We start from the raw sequence: 16,608 nt of genomic DNA, 5'->3' as shown, positions 1-16,608 counted from the left end.
GCCAGAGATGTCCAACTCCGTCCACATGCGTCCACCGGCAGCCAAAACAGCTGGTCCCGAGCAACGGCAAGCAACTGGGCCCGTGGTGCCCGCAGTTGGCCGTGGACGTGAAGCCCGGCAAGTGCACGCACTGCATCGACCCCGCCCCCGACGAAGGGCGGCGCCGCACCCGCCGGCGGAGCGGGTTCGCCACCCGAGCCGAGGCAGCGCGAAAGATGGCGGCGGTCCTCGACGGCGAACTGCGCGGAGCGTACGAGAACCGGCGCACCACCGGCGCGAGCTTCCTGCGGGAGCGGCTGGTCCTGCAGAACGTGCGGCTGGCGCCGAAGACGTACGGCGGCTTTGACCCGCCGCTTCGTGGGGGCGCATCAGGGATCCGTCGGGGGCGGCCGCGACCTGAGGTGGAGTTCTGCGGGCGGGAAGATGGGACTCGGGACGGAGCTGCTCCGGCTCCGAGGAGGACGTCTCCTCCCGCACCGGCCTGACACTTTCTCAACTGCCTTTGTGGTCAATGGTGTTGGTTTCATCGGCCGGTTTCCTGGAGGGTGGCATGGTGGACGGGGCAGCGAGTCCGAGGCTTGGGAAGATCGGGGCGGAGAGCCGGCGGTGGCGTTCGGCGGTCGTGGTGCTCGCCTGCGCGGGCCTGCTGGCGGCCTTCGCGCCGGCCGCCGGTGCGACGGGCACCTCGGCGGCGCCCGACCTGGTGGCGGTGAGCGGGGCGCGGGCCGGGGACGGGGCAGGCATGGACGCGGTGGTCCGGGCCATGGTGCGGGAGGGCGGCGCCTCGGCGACGCTGGCCCGGGTCCGGGAGAACGGCTCCACGGTGTGGAAGGGTGCGGCCGGCGTGGCGGACATGGCCACCGGCGCGCCCGCCGATCCGGACGGTCGTTTCCGGATCGGCAGCGTCACCAAGACCTTCGTCGCGACGGTGGTCCTCCAGCTGGTCGCGGAACACCGACTCGGCCTCGACGACTCCGTGGAGAGCCACCTGCCGGGCGCGGTGCCGAACGGCGCCGGCATCACGGTGCGCCAACTGCTCAACCACACCAGCGGCATCCACGACTACACCGACGACCCGGCGTTCGACATCACCAACCCGGAGACGCTGCGGCGGTGGCTGACGGACGGACGCTGGACGTCCTACCGTCCGCAGCAGCTCGTGGACATCGCCAACAAGTACCCGCCGTACTTCGCCCCCGGGCAGGGCTGGCACTACTCCAACACCGACTACATCCTCATCGGCATGCTCATCGAGCGCCTCACCGGCCGCAGTTGGGCGCAGGAGGTGACCAGCCGCATCATCCGGCCGCTGGGTCTGACGGACACCTCGATGCCCATCGACTCGCCCTTCGTACCCGCCCCGCACGCGCACGGCTACCTCAAGCTCCCCACCGGCCCGGCCGACGTGACGCTACTCAACCCGTCGGTGGCGGGCGCCGCCGGGGCGGGCATCTCCACCACCGCGGATCTCACCCGCTTCATCGCCGCCCTGCTCGGGGGACGACTGCTCGGCCCGGCCGAACTCGCCGAGATGAAGCGCACCGACGGCGCGAGTGCGGCCGTCGGCTACGGCCTCGGGCTCCAGCGGATGACCATGCCCTGCGGCGAGTTCTGGGGACACGACGGCGGCATCCCCGGCTACAACACCCTGCTGGTCGGCGAGGCCAACGGCCAGCGGCAGTTCGCCACCTCGATCAACCGGTACGCCATGTCCGACCACGCCGCGATGATCCGAACCTCCAACGCCCTGTACTCCACGGGCATCTGCGGCAACCGCCCTTCGACCTCCTCGCCGTCCACCCAAATGCTGCGGCCCGCCGGACCGCTCACCTGACCCCGGAACCCTCGCCAGGGCCTGCCTCCTTGAAAAAACCGGCTCGTGTTTGACACCGGTGCGCTCACCGGCCGTACGGCTCGTCTCGGAGGCCGCGCCTTCGTCCACGGCGGGTCGGCTGCGCCGGGGCGGTGTGCTCGTCGTCGTGCACCCGCGTGAGCACGTTCGGATGTATGCCGACGCGCGGACATTGCGGTCGGCCGCAGGGTGCGGATGATTGACCAGGTGGCGGTTCAGGTCGACGTCGAGCGTGGCTACGCCACCGGCGCGGCCGAGTTGCCGACCCGGCCTGTCACCGTCACCGAGTGCCCCGACGAACCCGGGGTGGGCAGGAGGAGCTTGACATGCCCGTAGCCAACGCCGGGGCGGACGTATTGATCGTCGGTGGCGGGCCGGTCGGGCTCACCGCTCGGGTGCTTCTGGAGCGCTGGGGTGCGCGGGCACTGCTGGTCGAGAAGCACCGCAAGCTGTCACCGTTTCCCCGGTCCCGGCTGGTCAACGTGCGCTCGATGGAGATCTTTCGCCAGCTCGGGCTTGCCGACAAGATCACGGCCGACGCATTCGCACCGGAATACGGCCGCGTCCGCTTCCGTGACACCCTGCGCGACCGCGACTTCGCCACCGCGGCGATGGTCGGGGTCAACGCGCCGGTTCCGGAGAGCCCCGCAATCGGCGTGGTCACCTCGCAGGATCGGTTGGAACCCACGCTTCTTGCCGCCGCGGACGCGCACATGCGGTTCGGGGTCGAGCTCGTCGACCTGGTCGAGGAGGCCGAGAGCGTCGTGGCCTTGCTCCTCGACCACCAGCACGGTGAGAAGGTTCGCGTCCGTGCCCGCTATGTCATCGCCGCTGACGGCGCGAGCTCCACGGTCCGGCAACGGCTGGGAATCGACACCACCGGCCCCGGAGCGATCGGGGACTTCACCACCGTCGTGTTCGACGCCGACCTCAGCCGCTGGTGCGCCCGCCAGCCCGCCGGGGTCTACTTCACCGCGCACGGAACGTTCCTCCCGCTCTACCCCGAGGGAGGCTGGGCCTGGTTCGTTCCCACGCCCGAAGACGCTGCTCGGGCCGACTGGGCCGGCCTTGTCTCGCGCGCCCTCGGCGCCGACTCCGGCGTACAAGCCGACGTGTTGCGGGTTCAGCACTGGGTGATGAACGGGTTCGTCGCCGAACGCTTCCGTCACGGCCGGATCCTGCTGGCCGGCGATGCCGCGCATGCGGTACCCATCATCGGCGGTCTGGGCATGAACGCCGGCGTCGCCGATGTGCACAACCTGTGCTGGAAACTGGCGGGCGTTCTCCAAGGGTGGGCCGAACCAAGCCTGCTGGAAACCTATGAGACGGAGCGACAGCCCGTCGCCCAGCAGACTCTCCACCAAGCCGTGGCCAACACCCAACTGCTGCTCCAAGTACAGAACCGGCGCCGCGAGCAGCTGCGGACCGGCGAAGCAGCACCGGCACAGGTCGAACTTCCGTGGTCGGAGCAGTACTTCGCCCAGCTCGGTCTCGTACTCGGCGTCACCTACCACTCTGCCGCCGTCCTCACCGACGGCAGCACCCCGCCCGAGCCGTCCGACCAGGGCACGGACTATGTCCCCACCGCAGAGCCGGGCCGTCGCATGCCGCACCTCTGGCTCACCCGCGACCGCTCCACCCTCGACACCCTCGGCGAGTGGTTCACCTTGCTCACCCCGGACCCCACTCACTGGGAGCAACAGACCGCCGCACCATGGCCGCTGCACATCGAGGCCCTTCCCATTGAGCACACCGCTCTCTGCAACCTCCGGCCGCACGGAGCCCTACTCGTCCGCCCCGACGGCCACATCGGCGCCCGCTGGCGGGACCGCCCACCAAGCGACGCCACCCTCCACCGCGCCCTCACCGCAATCACCCGCTCGACAGCCCCCTGGCAGCCCGGCGCCCGATGACGCGAACCACCGCCGACCTCAGAGGGCGGTATGTGACGTCGGAACGTGTGGTGCTGGCGTATCCGCGCTGATCGGGAAGCCCGGTCGTGCTGGACTGTCTCCCGTGAGCGATCGCCAGCCCTGCAAGAGCGACTAATCCGACGAGCGGCGGGCCCTGATCGAGCCCGTCAGCACCTCCTGGAAGGCCCAGCACCCCTCCGTCAGCGGCCACCAGGGCGCCTACGAGATTCGGGAGATCGTCAACGCCCTGCTCCACCAGTCCCGCACCGGCTGCCAATGGGACTACCTCCCCCACGACCTGCCCCCGACCGGCGCGGTGAAGTACTACTTCTACAAACGACGCGACGACGGCATCGACCAGGCCATCCACGACCTCCTGCACCGGCAGGTCCGCGAGCGCAGGGGCCGATCAGCCGACCCGAGCCTGATCGTCCTCGACACCCAGAGCCTGCACGCCGGCACTGGCGTCCCCGCCGACACCACCGGCCGCGACGCCCACAAGAAAGTCCCAGGCCGCAAGCGGGGCCCGGCAGTTGACGTGCTCGGCCTGGTGATCGCCGTGGTGGTGCCGGCCCCGTCCGGCCACGACAACGCCGTCGGCACCGCCCTGCTGGACAAGGTCGCCGCCGACACCGACACGTGAAGAAGACCCTCGTGGACCAGGGATTCAACCCGCCGTCAGGGGTGCCCGCCGTGGAACCGGACCTGACGGCCGGTCCCGTAGCGGTCGGCGAGTTCGACCGCCAAGCGGTGGGCGAGCGCGTCGCCGCCGCACACCACCATGTGCCCGCCGGACTGCGACGGCGCGCCGGAGGGGGTGCGGGGACCGGGCAGCGGGACGGGGCGGTCGCGGTCCGTGGCACCGGGTGGGGTGCTCACCCGGGCAGTCTCCTCACTCGGCCGCCCCAGATCTCCTCGCAAGCGCGCTTCGTTGATGACCCGTCACATTGAGCGGGTGGGCAGAGGACCGCTCCGTGCCGGCTCGCGCCCGACGAAGCCGGGCCGGACCGCAGGTGCCCGCACCCGTGCAGATGACAGCCGAGAGCACACTCTCCCCGGGCGCCGGTTCCAGCGTGCCGGTGTCCATCCGCACACTGTCCTCGTTCCGATGGGCAGGCGTTGCTGCGCGATCAGCAGATTCTCGGTAGCTGCTCGCCGATGGGCAGGTCCATCACCCGGGTGGCGCCGAACGCGGTTCGAGCGACGACCATGCCGGGGTGGTCGGGGACGCACTCACCGATCACTGCCGCGCCGGCGCCGAGCGGGTGCGCGCGCATCGCGTCGAGCACGGCGTCGGCGGTCCGGCGGGGCACGAAGGCGACCAGCTTGCCTTCGTTGGCGACGTACAGCGGGTCGAGGCCCAGCACCGCACAGGCGTTCGCCACCTGCGGCGGAATCGGCACCGACCGCTCGTTGACCACCACACCGACCCCGGCGGCCATCGCGATTTCGTTGAGAGCGGCGGCGAGACCGCCGCGGGTGGGATCGCGCAGGACGTGCAGGTCGGGGGTGACGGCGAGCATCGCCTCGACCAGGCCGCCGAGCGAGGCGCAGTCGCTCTCGATCTCGACTCCGAACTCCAGGCCCTCGCGCACGCTCATGATGGCCACGCCGTGCAGGCCGATCTCCCCGCTGACGATCACCACGTCACCGGGAGCGGCCCGCTGCGGCCTGATGTCCACGCCGGCCGGGACCAGCCCGATGCCGGCCGTGTTGAGGTAGATGCCGTCGCCGTGACCGGCCTCGACCACCTTGGTGTCGCCGGTGGCGATCTCCACCCCGGCCGCCCGCGCGGCAGCGCCGACGGCCCGCGCGACCCGGTCGACGGCGGCCATCTCCACTCCCTCTTCAAGGATGAAGCCGCAGGACAGGTAGGCGGGCCGCGCGCCGCTCATCGCGAGGTCGTTGACCGTGCCGTTGACGGCGAGGTCCCCGATGCTGCCGCCGGGGAAGAACAGCGGCCGCACCACGTACGAGTCGGTGGAGAAGGCGAGCCGCGCGCCGCCGAGTTCCAGTACGGCGGAATCGCCGAGGCCGGCGAGGGCAGGGCCGCCGAACGCGGGGGCGAACAAGTTGGCCACCAGCTCGGCGGACATCGCCCCGCCGCCGCCGTGCCCCATCACCACCCGGGGGTGGTCGCGCAGCGGCAGCGGGCAGGACCACCCGGAGAAGTCGGGCGCCGAGGGCGGCCCGTCGGGCGCGGTCGCCGGCGGCGCGGTGAGAATCTCGATGTCAGCCAACGAAGCTCGCCTCCTGGGGAGCGGTCGGCGCGCCCAGTCGCCGGTAGAGGTAGTAGGCCGCGCACGCCCCTTCGCTGGACACCATGGTGGCGCCGAGCGGGGTGCGCGGGGTGCAGAGCGTGCCGAAGGCCTCGCACTCGTTCGGCTTGAGCTGCCCTTGCAGCACCTCGCCGGCCCGGCACTGCGCGGGCTCGCAGGTGGTGATACCGGAGACGTCGAAGCGGTGCTCGGCGTCGTGGTCGCGGTAGCGCGGGGAGAGCCGCCAGCCGCTCTGCGGGATCACTCCGATGCCGCGCCAGGCCCGGTCGGTCACCTCGAAGACGTCTTCCAGCATGGCCCGGGCCGCCAGGTTGCCCTCGGGGCGGACGGCCCGCGGGTAGGCGTTGTCGACGGTGTGCTCGCCGCGCTCCAACTGCCGTACGGTGCGCCGGATCCCCTCCAGGATGTCGAGGGGTTCGAAGCCGGTGACCACGATCGGCACCCGATGGCGCTCGGCCAGCGCCGGGTACTCGTCGATGCCCATCACGCTGCACACGTGCCCGGCGGCCAGGAAACCCTGCACCCGGCAGTCGGGCGAGGTCATGATGGCCTCGATGGCCGGAGGCACCCGGACGTGCGAGACCAGCATGCTGAAGTTGCGCACGCCCAGCTTCCGGGCCTGGTGGACGGCCATGGCGTTGGGCGGGGCCGTGGTCTCGAAGCCGATGCCGAAGAAGACCACCTCGCGGTCCGGGTTCTCCCGGGCGATCCGCAGCGCGTCGAGCGGCGAGTAGACCACCCGGACGTCGCCGCCCTCGCCGCGGACCCGGAACAGGTCGCGGTCGGTGCCGGGCACCCGCAGCATGTCGCCGAAGGAGCAGAAGATCACCTCGGGCCGGGCTGCGATGGCCAGCGCTCGGTCGATCACCTCGAGCGGGGTGACGCACACCGGGCACCCCGGCCCGTGGATCAACTCCACCCCCTCCGGTAGCAGTTGGTCGATGCCGTGCCGGATGATGGTGTGCGTCTGCCCGCCGCAGACCTCCATCAGCGCCCATGGCCGGGTGACCGCCGCGCGGATGTCGGCCAGCAGCCCGCCCGCCAACTCCGGGTTCTGGAACTCCTCCAGGTACCTCACTGCCGCTCCTCCGTCGCGCCCGTTCCTGCCGCCGCCTCCCATGGGTCGCCGAACTCCTCCTGCAGCAGGCCGAGTTCGGCGAAGAGGTCGAGGGTCTTCCGGGCCGACTCCTCGTCCAGCCGCTGCAACGCGAAACCGACGTGCACGATGGCGTACTCACCGACCTCGAGGTCGGGCAGGTACTCCAGGCACACGTCCTTGACCACCCCGCCGAAGTCGACGACCGCCATCCGCGTCCCGTCCCTTTCCGAGATCTCCATCACCCTGCCGGGCACCGCCAGGCACATTCCTTCTCTCCTCTCAACCCGCGCCCGGGCCGCCGGCCCGGGCGGCCACCATCAGCTGGCCGAGCGCCAGCCCGCCGTCGTTGGGGGGCACCCGGCGGTGCCGCAGCACGATGAAGCCGTCCTCCCGCAGCCCGCGCGCGCAGGCCGACGAGAGCAGCGCGTTGGCGAACACGCCACCGGTCAGGGCGACCGTGTCCGTGCCCTGCTCATCGCGGGCGGCCCGGCACTGAGCGCGCACCAGCTCGGCCACCGCGGCGTGGAACCGGGCGGCGACCAGGCCGCCGGACGCCCCTCGGGCGAGGTCTGCGACCACCGCGGCCAGCACCGGCTCGGGCTCGCCGAGCAGCACGCTGCCGTCGCGCCGGAGCCCGAAGGCGTACCCCTCGGCGGGCCCGTGGGCCAGCGCTGCGGCCTCGAGCTCAATGGCCGCCTGCGCCTCGTACTCGGCCAGCTGGCAGACACCGGCCAGCGCGGACACCGCGTCGAACAGCCGCCCCATGCTGGAGGTCGGCACACAGTTCAACGACCGATCCAACTGGGTTTCGAGTACCGCCAGTTCGTCGCGCGGGCAGGCCCGGACCGGTGCCAGGTCGGCCGACCACGGAATGCCCGCCGCCCACAGGTGGGCGAGCGCCATCCGGTACGGCCGGACCACCGCCGCGTCGCCGCCGGGCAGCGGCACGTACGCCAGGTGTCCGAGCCGCCGGAAGCCGTCGTAGTCGGCGAGCAGCACCTCGCCGCCCCAGACGGCGCCGTCGTCGCCGTACCCGGTGCCGTCGAACGCAACCCCGATGACGGGCCGGCTGCCGTCCAGCCCGTGTTCGGCCATGACGGAGGCGATGTGCGCGTGGTGGTGCTGTACCGGCCGCACGCGTGCGTCGCCGAAGGACCGCCGGGCGTGCCGGGCCGACCGGTAGTTGGGGTGCCGGTCCACCGCCAACACCTCGGGCTGGACCCCGGTGACGGCCTCCAGGTGCGCCGTCCCGCGGTCGAAGGCTTCCAGTGTGGCGAGGTCGTCCATGTCCCCGATGTGGCCGGACAGCCAGGCGTAGCCGTCGCGCGCCAGCGCGAAGGTGTTCTTGAGGTCCCCTCCGACGGCCAGCACCGGCCGGACCGGCACGGGAAGCGGCAGCGGCAGCGGCACGTGGCCGCGGGAGCGCCGGACCGGCAGCTGCTCCCCGTCGACCACCCGCACCACCGAGTCCTCGCACGGGACGTGGATGGTCCGGTCGTGCGTCAGCCAGCCGTCGACCAGCGGAGCCAGCCGGTCGAAGGCGTCCTGGTCGTCGGTGACGATCGGCTCGCCGGAGAGGTTGGCGCTGGTCATCACGAGCAGCCCCGGCCCGGGCGGCGCGAGCAGCAGGTGATGCAGCGGGGTGTACGGCAGCATCACGCCGAGGTCGGGGCTGCGGGGCGCAACGGCCTCCGGCGCCGCCACCGACCCCGGCGCCGAGACTCTCGGACCCACGCGGCGGAGCAGCACGATCGGCCGGGCCGCACTTGTGAGCAGCTCCTCCTCCACCGGCCCCACCTGCACCAGCCCGGCGAGCTCGGCAAGGTCCCGGGCCATCAGCGCGAACGGCTTGGAGCCGCGCCGCTTGCGCCGGCGCAGCCGGGCGACGCTCGGCACGTTCCGCGCGTCGCACGCCAGGTGGTACCCGCCGATGCCCTTGACGGCCAGGATCGCGCCGCCCCGGAGCATCCGGCGGGCCCCGTCGAGGGCGTCCTCGCGGCGGGTCGTCCGGTCACCCGGTACGACGAGGGAGAGTTCGGGACCGCAGGCGTGGCAGCAGACCGGCTGGGCGTGGAAGCGCCGGTCGGCGGGGTCGGTGTACTCCCGTGCGCAGTCCGGACACATCGGGAAGTCCGCCATAGTGGTGTTGGCGCGGTCGTACGGCAGACCGGTGACGATGGTGTGGCGCGGCCCGCAGTTGGTGCAGCTGATGAACGGGTGCCGGTGGCGGCGGTCGTGGGGGTCGGCCAGTTCGGCGAGGCAGTCCGCACAGGTGGCGGTGTCCGGCGGGACCAGGGAGCGCCGCAGGCCGTCGCCGCGGGACGGGGTGATGGCGAAGCCGGTCGCGCCGGTTGGCGGCAACGGCGCATGTTCGACTGCGTCGACGCGTGCCAGCGGCGGCGCGTCACCGGCGACGCGCCGGCAGAACGACTCGAGCGCCTCGGTATGCCCTTCGATCTCGGCGAGCACCCCTTCGCCGGTGTTGGTGACGGTTCCGGCAAGGCCGAGTTCGGCGGCGAGCGCGAAGACGAACGGCCGGAACCCGACGCCTTGGACGACCCCGCGGACAGCCACCCGCCGCCGCTCCAAACCGGCTGCGGGCGAAGCTTCCTGACCGGCCTTCACAGGTTCTCCGCGGCAGCACCGTCGTGCGAGTGCGCATCCCCGCGGGAGTGCAGGTGCCCGGGCCCGTTCGCCGATGCTCCCGCCATCACCGGCCGGTGCACCTCCGCACCGTCCAGCACGGCGCACGCCCGGTCCAGCAACCCGCCCACGCCCTGCCCGGTCCGGGCCGAGGTGAACACCACCTCCACCCCCGGGTTGACCCGGGCGACGTTGGCCAGGAACGCCGTCTCGTCGAACTCCGCCGCCGCAGCGAGGTCGGCTTTCGTCACCAGCACCAGGTTGGCCAGCCCGAACGCGGTGGGGTATTTGAGCGGCTTGTCCTCGCCCTCGGTGACCGAGGCGAGCGCCACCCGCAGCGTTTCGCCGAGGTCGTACGAGGCCGGGCAGACCAGGTTGCCGACGTTCTCCACGAACAGCAGCCGGGTGCCGGCTGGCAGCCAGCCGGCCAGCTGCCCGGTGAGCATCTCGGACTCGAGGTGGCACAGCCCATCGGTGAGCACCTGCTTCACCGGCACGCCCGAACGGGCCAGCCGCAGTGCGTCGTTCTCCGTCGCGAGGTCGGCGGTGAGGGCGGCGACGGCAATCCCGCGGTCCCGGGCCAGGCAGAGTTCGGCCTCGAGCAGCGCGGTCTTCCCGCTGCCGGGGCTGGAGAGCAGGTTCACCGCGACGGTGCCCTGGGCGGCGAGCCGGGCGCGCAGGGCGCGGGCACCGTCGTCGTTCCGGGCCAGGACCGCCTGCCGGAGTTCCACCGTACGACACATGGGAGTTCAGCCTTCCTGTCGGGCTCCGGCGCCCGCCGGGCGCTCGGCCCGTTCAACGCCGATGATCTGCAGCTCGCGGCCGGCCAGCAGGTCGACGCCGGAGCCGTCGCAGTTCGGGCAGCCGAGGTCGGGCGGCATACCGACGGACCATTCGGTTTCGCACCCGAGGCACCTCGCGCGGGCCGGCACCGTCTCGGTCTCCAGGACCGCGCCTTCCAGCAGCGTTCCGGCGCAGGCCAGTTCGAAGCAGAACTCGAGAGCCGAGGGCACCACGCCGGCCAGTTCGCCGACCTGCAGCCGCACCAGGACGACGGCCTCCATCCCGTGCTCGCGCGCCGCGGCGTCCACCTGTTCGACGACTGCCGCCGCGATCGACATCTCGTGCATGGGCCCCGTTCCCGCTGCTGGGAGGCAACAAGGCTTCATTGAAGAGCGCGGCGGCGGCAGCGGCTCGGAGCCGCACCGCCGCCGCGCCGGGGGCCTACGCCGTTCGCAGCAATCCGCGGCTCACATCCGGCTGATCCTCACGTACCGCTTCACGTCGTCCAGGTTCTGCCAGATCACCGCCGCCACGGCCGTCACGACGGCCGCACAGAGCAGCTTCTTCACCATGCCGTTGTCTCCCTCTCCACTTGCGGGTTCGCCTTCGCGCCCGTCGGCTCCTCCGCGCCGACGATCCGCAGAACCACCCGGACCGCCTCCTCGACGGCGGCGGCAACCGGTGTGCTCAGGCCGATTCCCTCGTCCAGCGACTCCGGCTCGCAGCCCACCACGAGCACCCGCCCGGGCAGAGTGCCTCCGGTACCTGCGGCCAGGGTGCCGAGCAACGCGAGTACGGCGTCGGGTCCCATCCGGTGCCCGTCCAGGACGGGCACCTCGACCGGGCCGGCGTCCGGTTCGATCAGGTAGACAGTGCCCGGCCCGCCGCCTCGCGCGGTGGCGTCGACCAGCACCAGCAGCCGGTAGCCGTCCAGAGCCTGGTAGGCGAGGTGGACGCCGCGCACGCCCACGTCGAGCAGTTCGACGTCGTCCGGCAGCGGGTGCTCCCCCAGCCGCCGGACGGTCTCCACCCCGAACCCGTCGTCGCCGAGGAGGATGTTGCCGACCCCGGCGACCAGGACGCGGCCCGTGCTCATGGCTCCTCCAACAGGGCGATCTCGTCGGGCTGGAAGTAGCGGAAGCGGCCCTGGGCCCGCCACAGGTCCGCGCCGGGGTCGTCCTCCACCGTCACGGCGAGGTGGACCGAGCCGTCCACGTCGTGCAGCACGGCCTCGACGAGGGCGGTCCGCCCGTCCAGGAACAGGTCCTGCGCGTCGGTGCGCCGCCGCCCGGGCCTGAGCACGACCCGGCTGCCCGCACCGACCTGCCGGCCGTTGACGACGACCCGGTCGTGTTCCGGGTCGGCCTCGGGGTCGTCGCCCGGATCCCACCACGGCTGGCCGGGCACGTTCCCGGTGATCTCGCGCAGGCCTCGGACCGCGCCGTGCAGGCGTTCCAGCACCTCCGGCGGCATCGAGTCGGCGAGGTCGATCACTGCGCCGGCCCGCTCGTCGGTACCGCGGGCCTCGCGCTTCTCACGGTCGGTCAGGGCGGCGGTCCGCAGTGCGAGAATCTCGTCGATCTCGGTCGCGTCGTAGAGCGCGCCGGGGCTCTCGGGGGCGATGCTCGGGTGGTCCTCCAGGATGATCGGCGAGGAGAGCAGCACCCGGCAGCGCCCGGGCGGCCCGGCGAGAACCGGCCAGGTGTGCTCGTTGCGGCACTGCGCGACCGCCTCCCTGGCCCACTCGGGCGGGTCGGTGACCGACAGGAAGGAGCCCCGGTCGAGCCCCAGCAACAGGTGCGCCGAGACGAGCGAGTGCTGCAGCGCCGCCTCCCGCCCGTCTGCCGGCGCCGCCGTCCGGACGGTGGTGTTCTCCACCACGACGGTCAGCCGCTGGGCCGCGTACGGCCCCGGGACCTCGCGGGCCGTCAGCCTCAGCACGCCCTCGACCGACTCCCGTCGCCGGACCAGCCGTCCGATCGGCACGTCTTCCTCATAGAGGATTTCGATGTCCTCGCCGGCCAGGAGGTGGAACGGGTGCACCACCCCCTCGGCCGGCTCCGTGACCGGGAGCAGTAGCCCGATGCGCTCCTCGACGCCTTCGTCCCACGGCACCATCACCCGGTCGGCGAGCTCCAACTCCTCGACCGGCTCGAACCCGCCGCCGGGCAGGGCGCGTTCGACGGTGCGGCGCTGAGCCCGCAGGAAGCGCAGTTCCACAGCGAGTCGGTCGCCGGGGCGCGGCTCCATCAGGCACTCGGTGCGCTGGTGGGAGTGCTCGCCGCTGTCCTCGCCCCAGCCGGGCGGGACGAGCACGCCGAACTGCCAGCGGAGCCGGTTCTTGGCGGCCGAGGCGCGGTAGGGGTACAGCACGTACCCCTCGAAGAGCACGGCGTCGGCGATCTGCCGGGCCTGCGCGAATCTGCTGTCGAACTCCTCGGTCAAGGCGGTCACCGGGCGGCGTCCTCGAGCTCGGTGGCGGTCAGCAGTTCCCGCAGGGTGGCCTCCCAGGAGGGCAGGGCGCGGCGGGAACGGTAGGCGAGCAGCGCGTCCATCACGTCCTCGGGCAGCCGCAGCCAGCCGCAGCCGGGAAAGTGCCGGTCGATCGCCTCCCGCCACACCGCGACGGGCATCCGCACCGAAGCCTCCCGGTCCCACGGGACCGGGGTGACCTGGAACCCGCCGGGCCCGGCGAACGCGGTGCCCGAGAACAGGAGCAGCAACGGGACCTCCCCGCCGTCCAGCGCCCTGAGGTAGCGGGCGGACGCGACGTCCATGTCGTAGGTGCACGGCACGGGCAGGTCCACCTCGGTCTCGCCGGTGAACCCGGGGACCATCAGCGGCACCTGGGCGAGCTGGACCGGGTTGAGCGTCGTGCCCCAGCGGGAGCGCTCGCCGAACAGGTCGGCGAGCCGCTCGCCCTCCGCCTCGCCGTAGCCGCGGCGGGCGGGTTCGATGCGAAGCTGGCAGCGGAGCGCGAGGGCGTGCACCCGGGCGGCGGCGGGCGCGGTGATCCGCAGCCGGAAGACGAGCGTGGGCCCGGCGGCGTGCGGATCGGTCGTCACGCCGGTACAGGCGAAGCCGAGTTCGGTCATCGGGAGACCTCCGCCACCAGCGGCCTGGCGCGCTCGTCGAGCCGGGCGAAGAAGGCGTCGAGTTCGGCCCGGGCCTCGGCGCCGCCGTCGAACCCCCGCCAGCAGCGCCGCAGCCGGCCGACCAGTTCGTAGCAGGTGTCGATGGGCACCAGGTGGCACTGGACGCCGTCGTCGGTGTGCCGCAGCAGCAGGGCCTCGACGTCCGGCTCCAGGACGGCGGCGAGCCGGCTGCCGTCGAGGGCGGACTGCCAGGCGGCCTCGTCCGGCTCGCTCTCGGTGGCACCGGCCGGGCCGGGGTAGAACACCACCAGTCGGTCCTGCCTGGCGTTGCGGAAGAGGAAGGCGGTCCCGACCGGGATGCCGAGCGCCGCCCAGGCGTCCTCGCCGATCCGGTGGTCCGGGTCGATCAGGTGGCGGTCGGGGACACTGCGGTAACGGCCGCCGGCCGCGCCCGGCTGCTGGAAGAGCAGCCCGCACGCGGTGCAGACGCAGGTCAGGGCCTGTTCCTCGGTGTCCACCAGGTGCCGGTGGTGCTGCGGAACGCGCTGGCCGCAGAAGGTGCAGCGCTCGGGCTGCGGAGGGGCCGGTTCGCGCAGCCGGCGCAGCAAGGCAGTGCCGAGCCTGTCGAGTCGACGGACGCTCACCGTGCCTCCGCCGGGCTGGGCGGGCGGGCGGAGATCTGCAGCAACTGCGGGGCCTGTTCCAGCTCGAGCGCCGTCACCTCGGGTGCGTGGCAGCCGAGAACGGCCTCGATCTCCTGCTCGGAGCAGCCGCAGCCTCCTCGGGTGCGGCGGAGCCGGGCGGTGCCGGTGGCGGGTTCGTAGCCGGACAGTTCGATCGGCTCGGCGAGGGTGGCGAGCGCCCGGCGGATACGGGCGGTGGCGTCCTCGGGGTGCAGGTCGTGCAGGACGAGCAGTCCGGCCACCACCGGGTCGTCCAGCAGCCGCTCCAGCGCGGGCGGCGGCACCGCCCGGACCAGTCGGGTGAGGCCGTCGCCGTACATCTCCATCAGCTCGCGCACCAGGTGCTCGCCGGTCTCCTGCGCACCGTGCGCGGCGAGCCGCTCCAGCGCTTCCTGGACCCGTTGCCCGGTCTGCTCCGCCGTCATGCGAGCCCGCTCAGGCCGGTGGGCACGTGCATCTGCTGCACGGTCTTCCCGCCGCCCACGTACATGTGGACGCCGCAGGGCAGGCAGGGGTCGAAGCTGCGGACGGCCCGCATGATGTCGATGCCCTTGAAGTCGTCCGGGGAGTTCTCCTCGAAGATCGGCGTGTTCTGCACCGCGTCCTCGTACGGGCCGGGCGTGCCGTAGCTGTCGCGGACGCTGGCGTTCCACGGGGTCGGCGGGTACGGGTGGTAGTTGGCGATCTTGCCGTCCCGGATCACCATGTGGTGCGAGAGCACACCGCGGACCGCCTCGGTGAAGCCGCAGCCGATCGACTCGTCCGGTACCTCGAAGCGCTCCCAGGTCTGGCTGCGGCCGGCGCGGACCTCCTCCAGCGCCTTCTCGGCGAAGTGCAGGGCCGCGGCGGCCGCGTAGGCCTGGAAGTAGGTGCGGGCGCGGTTGCGCTCGATGGCGTTGCTCCACTGCGGGATCTTCCACTCGAAGGTGGTCTCCGGCTTGGTCATCGAGCGCGGCAGGTTGATCACCACGCTGTGGCCGGTGGCCTTGACGTAGCCGATGTCGACCAGCCCGGACAGCGCGGTGGACCAGAGCCGGGCGATCGGGCCGCCGCCGGTGTCGAGCGCCAGGTGATTCTTGCCGTCGAACCAGCGTGGGGACATCACCCAGCTGTACTTGTCGTCGAAGTTGCGCTTCTGCGGCTGCGGGATGGTGTGCTGGTTCCACGGGTGGCGCGGGTCGACCGGGTTGCCGAGCGGGTCGTGGGTGACGAACAGTTCCTTGCCCTGCCAGTCCTCGTAGTAGGAGCTGCCGAGCAGGATCCGGATGCCGAGGTTGATCTCGGTGAGGTCGTTGGTGACCAGTTTGCCGTCGACCACGATGCCGGGGGTGACGAACATCCTCCGGCCCCAGTCGGTCATGTTGCGGTAGGTGAAGTCGCAGTGGTCCGGGTCGTTGAGGCTGCCCCAGCAGCCGAGCAGGACGCGCCGCCGACCGACCTCCTCGTACCCGGGCAACGCCTGGTAGAAGAAGTCGAAGAGGTCGTCGTGGAGCGGCACGACCTTCTTCATGAACTCGACGTAGCGCATCAGCCGGGTCAGGTAGTCGGTGAACAGCTGGACGGTGGCCACCGTGCCGACACCGCCCGGGTAGAGCGTGGAGGGGTGCACGTGGCGCCCTTCCATCAGGCAGAACATCTCCCGGGTGTAGCGGCTGACCTGCAGCGCCTCGCGGTAGAACTCACCCTCGATCGGGTTGAGCGAGCGCATGATGTCGGCGATGGTCTTGTAGCCGTGCTCGCCGGCGTGCGGCGCTTCCGTGCGCTCGGCCAACTCCAGCACGCCGGGGTTGGTCTCGCGAACCATCTTCTCGCAGTAGTCGACCCCGACCAGGTTCTCCTGGAAGATGTTGTGGTCGAACATGTACTCGGCGGCCTCGCCGAGGTTGATGATCCACTCACCGAGGTGCGGGGGCTTCACGCCGTACGCCATGTTCTGGGTGTAGACCGAACAGGTGGCGTGGTTGTCGCCGCAGATGCCGCAGATCCGGCTGGTGATGAAGTGCGCGTCGCGCGGGTCCTTGCCGCGCATGAAGACGCTGTAGCCGCGGAAGACCGATGAGGTGCTGTAGCACTCCGCCACCCGCTTCTGCTTGAAGTCGATCTTCGTGTGGATGCCCAGGCTGCCCACGATCCGGGTGATCGGGTCCCAGGACATCTCCACCAGGCCGCTGCCGTCCCCGGCCGCCTTGGTCATCGGTGCCATCGTGTCTGTCGTGCCCTTCTGAAGGGGTGGGAGGAGCGGCGGGCGGGCCGCCACGCGG

Annotated in this window: 17 protein-coding genes and 1 pseudogene; 4 read left to right on the top strand and 14 right to left on the bottom strand. The window is 71.9% G+C overall.

Annotated features, from left to right (window positions below; all coding sequences use genetic code 11):
• The first annotated feature begins 550 nt into the window (after positions 1-550).
• The 4 genes and pseudogenes from ACGFWJ_RS17240 (at position 551) to ACGFWJ_RS17225 (ending at position 4,408) form a co-directional block, all read left to right on the top strand.
• Entirely contained in the window at positions 551-1,834 is a 1,284-nt protein-coding gene (locus ACGFWJ_RS17240) for a serine hydrolase domain-containing protein (protein WP_392950107.1), read from the top strand.
• 305 nt (positions 1,835-2,139) lie between these two features.
• Complete coding sequence (locus ACGFWJ_RS17235; RefSeq protein WP_392950105.1) at positions 2,140-3,765, top strand: FAD-dependent monooxygenase; 1,626 nt, start codon at positions 2,140-2,142, stop codon at positions 3,763-3,765.
• A 154-nt stretch (positions 3,766-3,919) separates the two neighbouring features.
• Positions 3,920-4,075 (top strand): annotated as a pseudogene (locus ACGFWJ_RS17230) (transposase); the annotation flags it as partial.
• A 6-nt stretch (positions 4,076-4,081) separates the two neighbouring features.
• Positions 4,082-4,408 (top strand): transposase, encoded by a 327-nt coding sequence (locus ACGFWJ_RS17225; protein ID WP_392950102.1) that lies wholly within the window; start codon positions 4,082-4,084, stop codon positions 4,406-4,408.
• Positions 4,409-4,443: 35 nt separating this feature from the next.
• Here ACGFWJ_RS17225 and ACGFWJ_RS17220 read toward each other — a convergent pair whose 3' ends face one another.
• From ACGFWJ_RS17220 to ACGFWJ_RS17155, 14 genes are all read right to left on the bottom strand, one after another.
• Entirely contained in the window at positions 4,444-4,644 is a 201-nt protein-coding gene (locus tag ACGFWJ_RS17220) for a hypothetical protein (protein ID WP_392950099.1), read from the bottom strand.
• A 251-nt stretch (positions 4,645-4,895) separates the two neighbouring features.
• Complete coding sequence (gene hypE, locus ACGFWJ_RS17215) at positions 4,896-5,990, bottom strand: hydrogenase expression/formation protein HypE (protein WP_392950558.1); 1,095 nt, start codon at positions 5,988-5,990, stop codon at positions 4,896-4,898.
• Between the two features lie 7 nt (positions 5,991-5,997).
• The gene (hypD, locus tag ACGFWJ_RS17210) at positions 5,998-7,122 is read right to left on the bottom strand and encodes a hydrogenase formation protein HypD (RefSeq protein ID WP_392950097.1); all 1,125 of its coding nucleotides are present in this window, start codon (positions 7,120-7,122) and stop codon (positions 5,998-6,000) included.
• Entirely contained in the window at positions 7,119-7,409 is a 291-nt protein-coding gene (locus ACGFWJ_RS17205) for a HypC/HybG/HupF family hydrogenase formation chaperone (protein ID WP_189272948.1), read from the bottom strand. Before ACGFWJ_RS17205 ends, hypD begins: the two co-directional genes overlap by 4 nt.
• A gap of 13 nt (positions 7,410-7,422) precedes the next feature.
• The gene (gene hypF, locus ACGFWJ_RS17200; protein WP_392950094.1) at positions 7,423-9,717 is read right to left on the bottom strand and encodes a carbamoyltransferase HypF; all 2,295 of its coding nucleotides are present in this window, start codon (positions 9,715-9,717) and stop codon (positions 7,423-7,425) included.
• 47 nt (positions 9,718-9,764) lie between these two features.
• Positions 9,765-10,529 carry a hydrogenase nickel incorporation protein HypB gene (gene hypB, locus ACGFWJ_RS17195; RefSeq protein WP_392950091.1) on the bottom strand — a complete coding sequence of 255 codons (765 nt, stop codon included), beginning with the start codon at positions 10,527-10,529 and terminating at the stop codon, positions 9,765-9,767.
• Between the two features lie 6 nt (positions 10,530-10,535).
• On the bottom strand, positions 10,536-10,916 hold the full coding sequence (gene hypA, locus ACGFWJ_RS17190) for a hydrogenase maturation nickel metallochaperone HypA (RefSeq protein WP_392950088.1): 381 nt from the start codon (positions 10,914-10,916) through the stop codon (positions 10,536-10,538).
• A 120-nt stretch (positions 10,917-11,036) separates the two neighbouring features.
• Entirely contained in the window at positions 11,037-11,141 is a 105-nt protein-coding gene (locus ACGFWJ_RS17185) for a DUF6893 family small protein (protein WP_380330774.1), read from the bottom strand.
• Positions 11,135-11,665: a hydrogenase maturation protease gene (locus ACGFWJ_RS17180; protein ID WP_392950085.1), complete on the bottom strand. Its 531-nt coding sequence runs from the start codon at positions 11,663-11,665 to the stop codon at positions 11,135-11,137. Before ACGFWJ_RS17180 ends, ACGFWJ_RS17185 begins: the two co-directional genes overlap by 7 nt.
• On the bottom strand, positions 11,662-13,023 hold the full coding sequence (locus ACGFWJ_RS17175; RefSeq protein ID WP_392950082.1) for a hypothetical protein: 1,362 nt from the start codon (positions 13,021-13,023) through the stop codon (positions 11,662-11,664). The genes ACGFWJ_RS17180 and ACGFWJ_RS17175 overlap by 4 nt, the downstream gene beginning before the upstream one ends.
• Positions 13,020-13,664, bottom strand: a complete 645-nt coding sequence (locus ACGFWJ_RS17170) for a DUF6084 family protein (RefSeq protein WP_392950079.1) — start codon at positions 13,662-13,664, stop codon at positions 13,020-13,022. The genes ACGFWJ_RS17175 and ACGFWJ_RS17170 overlap by 4 nt, the downstream gene beginning before the upstream one ends.
• Positions 13,661-14,308, bottom strand: coding sequence for a DUF5947 family protein (locus tag ACGFWJ_RS17165; RefSeq protein WP_392950076.1), 648 nt, complete (start codon positions 14,306-14,308; stop codon positions 13,661-13,663). The genes ACGFWJ_RS17170 and ACGFWJ_RS17165 overlap by 4 nt, the downstream gene beginning before the upstream one ends.
• Positions 14,305-14,772, bottom strand: coding sequence for a thioredoxin (locus ACGFWJ_RS17160; protein ID WP_392950073.1), 468 nt, complete (start codon positions 14,770-14,772; stop codon positions 14,305-14,307). Before ACGFWJ_RS17160 ends, ACGFWJ_RS17165 begins: the two co-directional genes overlap by 4 nt.
• Positions 14,769-16,550, bottom strand: a complete 1,782-nt coding sequence (locus ACGFWJ_RS17155) for a nickel-dependent hydrogenase large subunit (RefSeq protein WP_392950070.1) — start codon at positions 16,548-16,550, stop codon at positions 14,769-14,771. Before ACGFWJ_RS17155 ends, ACGFWJ_RS17160 begins: the two co-directional genes overlap by 4 nt.
• Positions 16,551-16,608: the final 58 nt, after the last annotated feature.

This window comes from Kitasatospora sp. NPDC048407 (assembly GCF_043200475.1).
In the GTDB taxonomy this organism is placed as follows: Bacteria; Actinomycetota; Actinomycetes; order Streptomycetales; family Streptomycetaceae; genus Kitasatospora.
Note: the sequence above shows the minus strand (reverse complement) of the source record. Positions and strands in the feature narration are given on the sequence as shown.